The following is an 11,683-nucleotide window of genomic DNA, read 5'->3' as shown; positions in this document are numbered from 1 at the left end:
CGGGCGGTCCGCAACATCACGGCTTCATGAGGATTGGGCGCGTCGTACGGTTCGCGACGAGACGTACGCCCCTGCCCGGTGCCGTGCGCCGGGCGGAACCGGCCCCGTGCGCCGGGCGCGTCCGGCCCCCGGGCGGGTGGTCAGACGCGGGGCAGGGACTCCACGCCGATGCCGCCCTCGATGGCCAGGATGCGGTGCAGCCGGGTGGCGACCAGCAGCCGCTGCATCTGGGGCGGGACGCCGCGCAGGACGAGCCGCCTGCCGCACCGCCCGGCCCGCCGGTGGGCTCCCATGATGACGCCCAGTCCGGTGGCGTCCCAGGAGTCCAGTTCGGACAGGTCGAGCACCAGGTCGCCGACTCCGTCGTCGACGGCCGAGTGCAGGACCGTACGGGCGTCCGCCGCGCTCCGGACGTCGAGGCGGCCCCCGACGACCAGCCCGGCGTGGTCGCCCCTGATGTGCATATGCGCTCCCCGAGAGTGCGGTGTCGAACTCCGTTGTCCGTGGTGGTGCAAGTCTGATGCGACTCCGATGCAACTCCTGACTGCCTGATGGGCGGTCCGGTTGCTGGTTGTTGGCGAACCGATACCGAATTCACTCCTGCGGGTGATCCCCCCGAGGTGCGTACGGTGCCGGTGTACGCCATTCGCGTGAGCCGCGTGCGGCCGGCGCCCGCCGGTGTGGCGGCGGGCGCGGACGGGGTGTCAGTACGCGCGTCACCAGTCCTCTCGGCGGACCCTAGCGCCCGTTCGCCCGTCTGTGACCGCTAAGTAACGCGGGTCACGTCTCACTTGACGGACATCACACCGGGTCGGGTCATTCCATGCCCCGGACGGCGTAGTTGAGCACGCGCTCGCTCAACAGCTCCTCGATGTCGTCGAGAAGGGCCAGCGCCTCGCGGGACACTTCTCGCACGTCCCGGCCGGCCCTCATCTCCCGTCCGACCGCGGCCGTGAGGGCCGAGTGCGCCCAGGCGATCTGCCCGGCCATCAGCCGCGGCAGCGGGTCGTCCGCAACGGCCCCGGTCTCCTCCCGCAGGGTCCGTTCCAGATCGACCTGAGCCTCCTGAGCGAGGGCCCACATCCGGGCCCGCAAGGTGGGGGCCTCCTCGATGACCCGGGTGAACGCGGCGTACCCGGGGAGCAGCCCGACCCGGGGCGAGACCGTCTCGACCTCCTCGCGCAGTTCCCGCAGCACCGCGCAGGCGGCGGACTCACCCCGCCTCCGCCCCCGCACCCACCGGGAGAGCCGGTCGACCATCCCGGCGGAGCGGTCGAGGAAGAGGTCCTCCTTGGCCGGGAAGTAGTTGTAGACGGTGTTGACGGACACGTCCGCCGCCTCGGCGACCTCCGCGACCGTCACCGCGTCGAACCCGCGCTCGACGAACAGCCCGGTGGCGACGTCCGAGATGTACTGCCTGGTCTGCCGCTTCTTCCGCTCCCTGAGTCCCTCAGCCATGCCCGCATCCTAGTCGGTCTTGGGTGGACTTAAATTTTGGAGTCATTGCAAACTTTCAGTTCCTCTGTTTTTCTGTGGGGCATGGCACCTGTCATCAGCGCGGCCGGACTGGCCCGCACCTTCACCACCAAGCGCGGCCCCGTGGACGCCGTGCGCGGTGTCGACCTGACCGTCCACGAAGGCGAGATCCTGGGTCTCCTCGGCCCGAACGGGGCAGGCAAGACCACGACCCTGCGCATGCTCACCACCCTGCTCGCCCCCACCGGCGGCGCGGCCACCGTCGCCGGGCACGATCTGGCCGGCGAGCCGGCCGGGGTGCGGCGGGCGTGCGGGTACGTCGCCCAGTCCGGCGGCGTCGATCCGGCGATCACCGTGCGGGAGGAACTGGTCACCCAAGCCCGGCTGTACCGCCTGCCGAAGGCCGAGGCGGCCGGCCGCGCCGAGGAGCTGGCCCACGAGCTGGACCTCACCGCACTGCTGGACCGCAGATGCGGCGCGCTCTCCGGCGGTCAGCGGCGCCGCCTGGACATCGCGATGGCGCTCACCCACCGCCCGAGGGTGCTCTTCCTCGACGAGCCCACCGCCGGCCTGGACCCCGGCAGCCGCGCCGACCTGTGGGACCTGGTCCGCCGGCTGCGCGACGCGCACGGTACGACCGTCTTCCTGACCACCCATTACCTCGACGAGGCCGACGCCCTCGCCGACCGTCTGGTCATCGTCGACCACGGCGTCGTCGCCGCCGAAGGCACCCCGGCCGCGCTGAAGCTGGCGCACGGCGGCTCGATCGACGCCACGCTCCAGGACACGTTCCTCGCGCTCACCGGCCGCGGCCCCGCTCCGGCCGGCACCGACCCCGTATCCGTATAGGACAGACAGGACAGCCGAGATGCTCGCCCACCTCCTCCATGACACGGCCCTCGTCTACGGCCGCTCTCTGCGCCAGTCCCTGCGCTCCCGCTTCGCGCTGCTGTTCGGGGTGCTGACGCCGCTCCTTTACCTGCTCTTCTTCGGACCGCTGCTGACCGGGCTCCCGCTGGGTGGCGGGGGCAGCTCCTGGCAGGTGCTCGTCCCCGGACTGTTGCTTCAACTCGGCCTCTTCGGCTCCCTGTTCGCGGGGTTCGCGGTCATCATGGAGAAGGGGCAGGGGGTGGTGGAGCGGATGCGCGTGACACCGGTCAGCCGGCTCGCCCTCCTCCTCGGCCGGGTGCTGCGGGACGCCACCGTCCTCGTCGTCCAGGCGGTACTGCTGGTGGCGGCGGCGCTGGTGACGGGGCTGCGCGCCCCACTGGCGGGGGTCCTGATCGGCTTCGCGTTCGTCGCCCTGCTCACGGTCGCACTGGCCTCGCTGTCGTACGCGATGGCGATGAAGGTCGCCACACCGCAGGAGTTCGGCCCGCTGATCAACGCCGTGTCGATGCCGTCGATGCTGCTCTCCGGCCTGATGCTCCCGATGACCCTGGCACCGGCCTGGCTGGACGTGCTCTCGCATCTCGTCCCGTTCCGCTATCTGGTGGACGCGGTCCGGGACGCCTACGTGGGCCAGTACGCGACCGCGCACATGCTGCACGGCACGCTCGTCGCGATCGTCTTCGCGGCGCTCGCCGTGGCGGCGGGCACACATGTGTTCCGGACGGCCGGGGCGTAACTACCCTGGTCGCATGGTCAATCTCACGCGCATCTACACCCGGACCGGCGACAAGGGCACCACCAACCTCGGTGACATGAGCCGCGTTCCCAAGACCGATCTCCGGATCTCGGCGTACGCGGACGCCAACGAGGCGAACGCGGTGCTCGGGACGGCGATCGCGCTCGGCGGCCTCGATGCGGACGTCGTCCGGGTCCTCACCCGCGTGCAGAACGACCTGTTCGACGTGGGGGCGGATCTGTCGACGCCCGTGGTGGAGAACCCCGAGTTCCCGCCGCTGCGGGTGGAACAGTTCTACGTCGACCGGCTCGAGGCGGACTGCGACCGGTTCAACGAGCGGCTGGAGAAGCTGCGCTCCTTCATCCTGCCCGGCGGCACCCCGGGCGCGGCCCTGCTGCATCAGGCGTGCACGGTGGTGCGGCGGGCCGAGCGGTCGACGTGGACGGCGCTGGAGGCGCACGGCGAGGTCATGAACCCGCTGACCGCGACCTACCTCAACCGCCTCTCCGACCTCCTGTTCATCCTGGCCCGCGTGGCGAACCTGGAGACGGGCGACGTGCTGTGGGTGCCGGGCGGGGAGCGCTGAGGCCCCGTCCCGACAGAGGGCCGGAGGGCCGGAGGGCCGGAGGGCCGGAGGGCCGACGGTGCCGCCGCGACGGGGCGCCGGCTCACGGGGCGCCCGGAGCTGCCGGGCTCACCGGGCTCACCGGGCTCACCAGGCAGTCTCTAGTCGTCCGAGGGCGGCGGCCATCCCGGTACCGGGTCGCCCACGTCGTGGGCGGCGAAGAAGTCCGTCACTTCGGCGACCTCCTCCGCGTCGGGCCGGGTGTTGGCGCACTCCGGCCCCGCCCAGCCCCCCGACATCACCTTGGAGCACGGGCTGCCCGGTCCGAGATCGGGGAGGGACAGGATGTGCCCCAGCTCGTGCACGGCGACCCGGGTGGGCCGGTAGACCTGTGCGTCACCGGTCTCCAGATACACCCAGCCCCTGCCCAGCCCGTTGACGTAGACGTGCGAACCGGTACCGGTCGCGGTCGTGTACTCCTTGACGCGCAGTGACGCGGGAGTGCTCTGCTCGACGAACCTGATCCCGGGGACGGCCGTGTTCCAGATGTTCATGGCCTCGCGGACGGGTTCCGCGTAGGAACCGGCGAGTATCAGATCGACGGGGATGGTCTCGGGCTCCGGCTCCGCGGCGCCCGCCGGGGACCCCGCCCCCACCACGACGGCACCGGCACAGGCCAGGGCCGAGATCAGGCTCAGCACTCGTCGACGCACCCTCACGACCTCCCCGTGGTCCTGCCCGCTGCGCTCACGCTACCCGTCAACTTCCGTGCGTACACGCCAAGTTGGCGAACAGCGCACGCTCCCCTCCGCAAACGCGGCCTCCGCACTCACTGGTCCAGACCTATTGACGGATGGTCCAGACCTTTCTACTCTCGCGGCAGCGTGCACAGTCATGCCCCCGACAACCCCACACAAGGAGGCGCGGATGCGCTTCGGACACCGGGCTGCCGCAGGGTTCGCGACCCTGCTCCTCCCCCTCGCCGGCCTCGTCGGCCTCGCGAGCCCCGCTCAAGCCGCCACCTCGGCCACCGCCACCTACGCCAAGACCCAGGACTGGGGCACCGGCTTCGAGGGCAAGTGGACCGTCAAGAACACCGGTACCAGCAGCATCAGCTCCTGGACGATCGAGTGGGACTTCCCCTCCGGGACCGCCGTGACCTCCGCCTGGGACGCGGACGTCAGCCACTCCGGCAACCACTGGACCGCCAAGAACAAGTCCTACAACGGCACCCTCGCCCCCGGCGCCTCCCTCTCCTTCGGCTTCAACGGCTCCGGTTCCGGCTCCCCCGGCGCCTGCACCCTGAACGGCGCGAGCTGCGACGGCGGCACCACGGTCCCCGGCGACAACCCGCCCTCCGCGCCGGGCACCCCCACCGCCTCCTCCGTCACCGACACCTCGGTCAAGCTCTCCTGGAGCGCGGCCAGTGACGACAACGGCGTCAAGAACTACGACGTCCTGCGCGACGGCGCCAAGGTCGCCACCGTCACGTCCACCTCGTACACGGACACCGGCCTCACCGCCGGCACCGACTACTCGTACACGGTCCAGGCCCGCGACACCGCCGACCAGACCGGCTCCCCCAGCGGCGCGGTCAAGGTCCACACCACCGGCGGCGGCACCACCGACCCCGGTGACGGGGACGACGGCGGCACCACCGGCGGCAAGGTCAAGCTCGGCTACTTCACCGAGTGGGGCACCTACGGCCGCAACTACAACGTCAAGAACATCGTGACCTCCGGCTCCGCGTCGAAGATCACCCACATCAACTACGCCTTCGGCAACGTCACCGGCGGCAAGTGCGCCATCGGCGACTCCTACGCCGACTACGACAAGGCGTTCACCGCCGACCAGTCCGTCAGCGGCGTCGCCGACACCTGGGACCAGCCGCTGCGCGGCAACTTCAACCAGCTCCGCGAGCTGAAGGCCAAGTACCCGAACATCAAGGTCATCTGGTCCTTCGGCGGCTGGACCTGGTCCGGCGGCTTCGGCGAGGCCGCGAAGAACCCGGCCGCCTTCGCCGAGTCCTGCTACAACCTGGTCGAGGACCCGCGCTGGGCCGACGTCTTCGACGGCATCGACATCGACTGGGAGTACCCGAACGCCTGCGGCCTGTCCTGCGACAGCAGCGGCGCGGCGGCCTACAAGAACCTGATGCAGGCCCTGCGCGCCAAGTTCGGCAACAGCAACCTGGTCACCTCCGCCGTCACGGCCGACGGCACCGACGGCGGCAAGATCGACGCCGCCGACTACGCGGGCTCCGCCCAGTACGTCGACTGGTACAACGTGATGACGTACGACTTCTTCGGCGCCTTCGACGCGGACGGCCCCACCGCCCCGCACTCCCCGCTCACCTCGTACAGCGGCATCCCGACGCCGGGCTTCACCACGGCCGACGCGATCGCCAAGTACAAGGCGAAGGGCGTCCCCGCGAGCAAGCTGCTCATCGGCATCGGCTTCTACGGCCGCGGCTGGACCGGCGTCACCCAGGACGCCCCGGGCGGCACGGCCACCGGCCCCGCGGCGGGCACGTACGAGCAGGGCATCGAGGACTACAAGGTCCTGAAGAACTCGTGCCCCGCCACCGGCACCGTCGCGGGCACGGCGTACGCGCACTGCGGCACCAACTGGTGGTCGTACGACACCCCGGCCACCATCGGCACGAAGATGTCGTGGGCCAAGAACCAGAGCCTGGGAGGCGCGTTCTTCTGGGACTTCAGCGGTGACACCAGCAACGGCGAGCTGGTGAGCGCCATCAACAGCGGCCTGTCGTAACGACGACCGCACACACGTCGGCCCCCTTCCCGCTCGCTCACACGGGAAGGGGGCCGATGCACGTTCCCCAACAGCTCCGTGGACTCAGGCCACGTTCACCCTCTGTCCCGGAGGCGCCGCCTCCAGCCACGCCAGGAAGCCCGTCAGCGCGTCGTCGCTCATCGCCAGCTCCAGGCGCACCCCGCGGTGCAGACAGGTCAGGATGACGGCCTCGGAGAGCAGCGCCAGCTCCTCCTCGCCCTCGGGGGCGCGGCGGCCGGCCACCTCGATGGCCGAGCGTTCCAGCAGACGGCGCGGGCGGGGCGCGTAGGAGAAGACGCGGAACCACTCGACGCGGTCGCCGTTGTAGCGCGCGATGCCGTACCCCCAGCCCTTGCCGCTGGTGTCGGTCTTCTCGGGGACGTCCCAGCGCAGGCTGCAATCGAAGGTGCCGCCGGAGCGCTGGATCAGCCGGCGTCTGAGACCGAAGACGAAGAGCGCGACGGCCAGGAGCGCGATCACCGCTCCGCACACAGTCAGGGCGAGGACCATCGGCGCCGACCTCCTCGTCTCCCCGGCCATGTCCCAGGCCGTCGGATCAGGTAACGGAACGGAAAAAACATCCGGATTCGCCTCAGCCGCGGCCGGCACCGGAGCAATCCGGTACCGGCCGCGGCTGAGGGGTGTCAGGGCATGTGCGGGGCGGTCAGTGTGCCGACACCGCACGCAGTCGGACGTCCGCGCGGCGCTCGGCGGACGCGTCCGCGTCCGACTTCGCGCGCTCGAGCGCCCGCTCCGCGCGCTGGACGTCGATCTCGTCCGACAGCTCGGCGATCTCGGCCAGCAGCGACAGCTTGTCGTCCGCGAAGGAGAGGAAACCGCCGTGCACCGCGGCGACGACCGTTCCCCCTTCACTCGTACGGATGGTCACGGGGCCCGACTCCAGCACACCGAGCAGCGGCTGGTGACCGGGCATGACGCCGATGTCGCCGGAGGTGGTGCGCGCGACGACCAGGGTGGCCTCGCCGGACCAGACCTGGCGGTCGGCGGCGACCAGCTCGACGTGCAGCTCAGCAGCCAAGGGTGGCTCCTCGGGTCACCACCCGGCGGTGATGCCGGGTGTTGGTTACAAGTCTAATGGGCGTGGAGGAGGGGACGGGGACGACCCCCGCCCCCTCCGCCGCGAGCACCGGGCTCAGGAGACGCCCAGCTCCTTCGCGTTGTTCTTCAGGTCCTCGATACCGCCGCACAGGAAGAACGCCTGCTCGGGGAAGTGGTCGTACTCGCCGTCGATGATCGCGTTGAACGCGGTGATCGACTCGTCCAGCGGCACGTCCGACCCGTCGACGCCGGTGAACTGCTTGGCGACGTGGGTGTTCTGGGACAGGAAGCGCTCCACGCGACGGGCGCGGTGGACGGTGAGCTTGTCCTCCTCGCCCAGCTCGTCGATGCCGAGGATCGCGATGATGTCCTGGAGGTCCTTGTACTTCTGAAGGACCGTCTTGACGCGCATCGCGGTGTTGTAGTGGTCCGCCGCGATGTAGCGGGGGTCCAGGATGCGGGACGTGGAGTCCAGCGGGTCCACGGCCGGGTAGATGCCCTTCTCCGAGATCGGACGGGAGAGCACCGTCGTCGCGTCGAGGTGGGCGAAGGTGGTGGCCGGGGCCGGGTCGGTCAGGTCGTCCGCGGGGACGTAGATCGCCTGCATCGAGGTGATCGAGTGACCGCGGGTCGAGGTGATGCGCTCCTGGAGGAGGCCCATCTCGTCGGCCAGGTTCGGCTGGTAGCCCACCGCGGAGGGCATGCGGCCGAGCAGGGTCGAGACCTCGGAACCGGCCTGCGTGAAGCGGAAGATGTTGTCGATGAAGAACAGCACGTCCTGCTTCTGCACATCGCGGAAGTACTCCGCCATGGTCAGACCGGCCAGCGCCACCCGCAGACGGGTGCCCGGGGGCTCGTCCATCTGACCGAAGACCAGCGCGGTCTTGTCGATGACGCCGGACTCCGCCATCTCCTCGATGAGGTCGTTGCCCTCACGGGTGCGCTCGCCGACACCGGCGAACACGGAGACACCGTCGTGGTTGTTGGCGACGCGGTAGATCATCTCCTGGATGAGCACCGTCTTGCCGACGCCGGCACCGCCGAACAGGCCGATCTTGCCGCCCTTGACGTACGGGGTCAGCAGGTCGATGACCTTGACGCCGGTCTCGAACATCTCGGTCTTCGACTCGAGTTCGTCGAAGTTCGGCGCCTTGCGGTGGATGGACCAGCGCTCGCCGTCGTAGGTGTCGTCGGCGTTCAGCACCTCGCCGAGGGTGTTGAAGACCTTGCCCTTGGTGAAGTCGCCGACCGGGACGGTGATGCCCGTGCCGGTGTCGGTGACGGCCGCCTGGCGGACCAGGCCGTCGGTGGGCTGCATCGAGATCGTGCGGACCAGGCCGTCACCCAGGTGCTGGGCGACCTCCAGGGTCAGCGTCTTCTTCGCGCCGTCCTGGGCCGGGTCGGCCACCTCGACGTGAAGGGCGTTGTAGATCTCCGGCATGGCGTCGACGGGGAACTCCACGTCGACGACCGGGCCGATGACCCGGGCGACGCGGCCCGTGGCAACGGCCGTCTCAACTGTCGTCGTCATTACCTGTCACTTCCCCGCGGTCGCGTCGGCCAGGGCTGCGGAGCCACCGACGATCTCGCTGATTTCCTGGGTGATTTCGGCCTGGCGGGCCGCGTTGGCAAGCCGGGACAGCGTCTCGATGAGCTCTCCGGCGTTGTCGGTGGCCGACTTCATCGCGCGCCGCGTGGCGGCGTGCTTGGAGGCGGCCGACTGGAGCAGCGCGTTGTAGATCCGGCTCTCGACGTAGCGCGGCAGCAGGGCGTCGAGGACGTCCTCCGCCGACGGCTCGAAGTCGTACAGCGGAAGGATCTCGTCCTTCGCCGACCCCGCGGCGGCAGCCGCTGATGTCTCCGTCCGGGCCACCTCGTCGAGGCTGAGCGGCAGCAGCCGGTCGTCGAGCGCCGTCTGCGTCATCATCGAGACGAACTCGGTGAACACGATGTGGAGCTCGTCCACGCCGCCGTCCGCCGTGTCCTTCTCGATGGCCTCGATCAGCGGGGCCGCGACCTTCTTGGCGTCCGCGTACGTCGGCTCGTCGGTGAACCCGGCCCACGACTCCGCGACCTTGCGCTCACGGAAGTTGTAGTGGGCGAGGCCACGCCGGCCGACGATGTACGTGTCGACCTGCTTGCCCTCGCGCTCCAGGCGCTCGGTGAGCTGCTCCGCGGCCTTGATGGCGTTGGAGTTGAAGGCGCCGGCCAGACCGCGGTCGCTGGTCAGGAGCAGCACCGCGGACCGCGTGACCGTCTCGGCCTGCGTGGTCAGCGGGTGCTTGGTGTTCGAACCGGTGCCGACCGCCGTGACCGCGCGGGTGAGCTCGGTCGCGTACGGCGTGGAGGCCGCCACCTTGCGCTGCGCCTTGACGACGCGCGAGGCGGCGATCATCTCCATCGCCTTGGTGATCTTCTTGGTCGCGGTGACGGATCGGATGCGACGCTTGTAGACCCGGAGCTGGGCTCCCATGAGTCAGGTCCCTTCCTTACGTCACTTGGCCGCGGCCGGGGCATCCTCGCCGAGGAGCTTGCCGTCCGAGGTCTCGAACTGCTTCTTGAACTCGGCGATGGCGTCGCCGACGGCCTGGAGGGTGTCGTCGGACATCTTGCCGCCCTCCTTGATGGAGGTCATGAGGCCCTGCTCCTTGCGGTGCAGGTGCTCCAGGAGCTCCTTCTCGAAGCGGCGGATGTCGGCGACCGGCACGTCGTCCATCTTGCCGGTGGTGCCGGCCCAGACGGAGACGACCTGGTCCTCGGTCGGCATCGGCTGGTACTGGGGCTGCTTGAGCAGCTCCACCAGCCGCTGACCGCGCTCCAGCTGCGACTTCGACGCGGCGTCCAGGTCGGAACCGAAGGCGGCGAACGCCTCCAGCTCGCGGTACTGGGCGAGGTCGAGGCGCAGTCGGCCGGAGACCTGCTTCATCGCCTTGTGCTGCGCGGAACCACCGACTCGGGAGACGGAGATACCGACGTTCAGCGCGGGACGCTGACCGGCGTTGAACAGGTCCGACTCCAGGAAGCACTGGCCGTCGGTGATGGAGATGACGTTGGTCGGGATGAACGCCGAGACGTCGTTGGCCTTGGTCTCGACGATCGGCAGACCGGTCATCGAACCGGCGCCCAGGTCGTCGGAGAGCTTGGCGCAGCGCTCCAGCAGCCGGGAGTGCAGGTAGAAGACGTCGCCCGGGTAGGCCTCGCGGCCCGGCGGACGGCGCAGCAGCAGGGAGACGGCGCGGTAGGCGTCGGCCTGCTTGGAGAGGTCGTCGAAGATGATGAGGACGTGCTTGCCCTCGTACATCCACTGCTGGCCGATGGCCGAGCCGGTGTACGGCGCCAGGTACTTGAAGCCGGCCGGGTCGGACGCCGGGGCGGCGACGATGGTCGTGTACTCCAGCGCGCCGGACTCCTCGAGGGCGCCACGCACGGAGGCGATGGTCGAGCCCTTCTGGCCGATGGCGACGTAGACGCAGCGGACCTGCTTCTTCGGGTCGCCCGAGCGCCAGTTGTCGCGCTGGTTGATGATCGTGTCGACGGCCAGGGCGGTCTTGCCGGTCTGGCGGTCACCGATGATCAGCTGACGCTGGCCGCGGCCGACCGGGGTCATGGCGTCGACGGCCTTGTAGCCGGTCTCCATCGGCTCGTGCACCGACTTGCGCTGCATGACCGTGGGGGCCTGCAATTCGAGGGCGCGGCGGCCGGACGTCTCGATCTCGCCGAGACCGTCGATCGGGTTGCCGAGCGGGTCCACGACGCGGCCGAGGTAGCCCTCGCCCACGGGGACCGACAGGACCTCGCCGGTGCGGGTGACCGGCTGGCCCTCCTCGATGCCGTTGAACTCGCCGAGGACGACGCAGCCGATCTCGCGCTCCTCGAGGTTGAGGGCGAGACCGAGGGTGCCGTCCTCGAACTTCAGCAGTTCGTTGGCCATGGCCGAGGGCAGCCCCTCGACCTTCGCGATGCCGTCGCCGGCAAGGGTGACCGTACCGACCTCCTCGCGCGAGGCCGCGTCCGGCTGGTACGACTGGACGAAGTTCTCCAGTGCGTCCCGGATCTCCTCCGGCCGGATCGTGAGCTCCGCCATCTGGGTTCCCTGCTCTCCTTGTTGGGCCCGAAGTTTCACTTTGGGGGGGATGTCTGACACTCCGGACTCCCCCCTT

General features: G+C 69.9%; 12 protein-coding genes. 4 read left to right on the top strand and 8 right to left on the bottom strand.

From position 1 onward, the window contains the following. Positions 1 to 140: 140 nt before the first annotated feature. Positions 141 to 464 (bottom strand): STAS domain-containing protein, encoded by a 324-nt coding sequence (locus IO29_RS15215; RefSeq protein ID WP_030380016.1) that lies wholly within the window; start codon positions 462 to 464, stop codon positions 141 to 143. Between the two features lie 352 nt (positions 465 to 816). Further along, a complete protein-coding gene (locus IO29_RS15210; protein WP_030380017.1) occupies positions 817 to 1,458 on the bottom strand; it encodes a TetR/AcrR family transcriptional regulator in 642 nt (213 codons plus the stop codon). 81 nt (positions 1,459 to 1,539) lie between these two features. Between IO29_RS15210 and IO29_RS15205 the strand changes: the two genes are divergently transcribed. Genes IO29_RS15205 through IO29_RS15195 form a run of 3 tightly spaced genes read left to right on the top strand, consistent with a single transcriptional unit; the run spans position 1,540 to position 3,689 of the window. Further along, positions 1,540 to 2,325, top strand: a complete 786-nt coding sequence (locus IO29_RS15205; protein WP_030380018.1) for an ABC transporter ATP-binding protein — start codon at positions 1,540 to 1,542, stop codon at positions 2,323 to 2,325. A 19-nt stretch (positions 2,326 to 2,344) separates the two neighbouring features. Then, entirely contained in the window at positions 2,345 to 3,103 is a 759-nt protein-coding gene (locus tag IO29_RS15200) for an ABC transporter permease (RefSeq protein WP_030380019.1), read from the top strand. A 13-nt stretch (positions 3,104 to 3,116) separates the two neighbouring features. Beyond that, entirely contained in the window at positions 3,117 to 3,689 is a 573-nt protein-coding gene (locus IO29_RS15195) for a cob(I)yrinic acid a,c-diamide adenosyltransferase (protein WP_030380020.1), read from the top strand. Between the two features lie 140 nt (positions 3,690 to 3,829). On the opposite strand, the gene IO29_RS15190 is transcribed toward IO29_RS15195, so the two are convergent. Beyond that, a complete protein-coding gene (locus tag IO29_RS15190; RefSeq protein ID WP_234307528.1) occupies positions 3,830 to 4,369 on the bottom strand; it encodes a snapalysin family zinc-dependent metalloprotease in 540 nt (179 codons plus the stop codon). Positions 4,370 to 4,595: 226 nt separating this feature from the next. Here IO29_RS15190 and IO29_RS15185 point away from each other — a divergent pair, with 226 nt between their 5' ends. Further along, the gene (locus tag IO29_RS15185) at positions 4,596 to 6,443 is read left to right on the top strand and encodes a glycoside hydrolase family 18 chitinase (protein WP_030380022.1); all 1,848 of its coding nucleotides are present in this window, start codon (positions 4,596 to 4,598) and stop codon (positions 6,441 to 6,443) included. A gap of 84 nt (positions 6,444 to 6,527) precedes the next feature. On the opposite strand, the gene IO29_RS15180 is transcribed toward IO29_RS15185, so the two are convergent. The 5 genes from IO29_RS15180 to atpA all read right to left on the bottom strand — a co-directional run bounded on the left by IO29_RS15180 (position 6,528) and on the right by atpA (position 11,607). Beyond that, positions 6,528 to 6,974 carry a DUF2550 domain-containing protein gene (locus tag IO29_RS15180; protein WP_030380023.1) on the bottom strand — a complete coding sequence of 149 codons (447 nt, stop codon included), beginning with the start codon at positions 6,972 to 6,974 and terminating at the stop codon, positions 6,528 to 6,530. Between the two features lie 154 nt (positions 6,975 to 7,128). Beyond that, a complete protein-coding gene (locus IO29_RS15175) occupies positions 7,129 to 7,503 on the bottom strand; it encodes a F0F1 ATP synthase subunit epsilon (RefSeq protein ID WP_030380024.1) in 375 nt (124 codons plus the stop codon). 114 nt (positions 7,504 to 7,617) lie between these two features. After that, on the bottom strand, positions 7,618 to 9,054 hold the full coding sequence (gene atpD, locus IO29_RS15170) for a F0F1 ATP synthase subunit beta (RefSeq protein WP_030380025.1): 1,437 nt from the start codon (positions 9,052 to 9,054) through the stop codon (positions 7,618 to 7,620). Positions 9,055 to 9,060: 6 nt separating this feature from the next. Beyond that, positions 9,061 to 9,996 (bottom strand): F0F1 ATP synthase subunit gamma, encoded by a 936-nt coding sequence (locus IO29_RS15165; RefSeq protein ID WP_030380026.1) that lies wholly within the window; start codon positions 9,994 to 9,996, stop codon positions 9,061 to 9,063. 21 nt (positions 9,997 to 10,017) lie between these two features. Next, a complete protein-coding gene (atpA, locus tag IO29_RS15160) occupies positions 10,018 to 11,607 on the bottom strand; it encodes a F0F1 ATP synthase subunit alpha (RefSeq protein ID WP_030380027.1) in 1,590 nt (529 codons plus the stop codon). Positions 11,608 to 11,683 lie beyond the last annotated feature (76 nt).

Origin of the sequence: Streptomyces sp. NRRL F-6676 (assembly GCF_000725625.1) — a bacterium.
In the GTDB taxonomy this organism is placed as follows: domain Bacteria; phylum Actinomycetota; class Actinomycetes; order Streptomycetales; family Streptomycetaceae; genus Streptomyces.
Note: the sequence above shows the minus strand (reverse complement) of the source record. Positions and strands in the feature narration are given on the sequence as shown.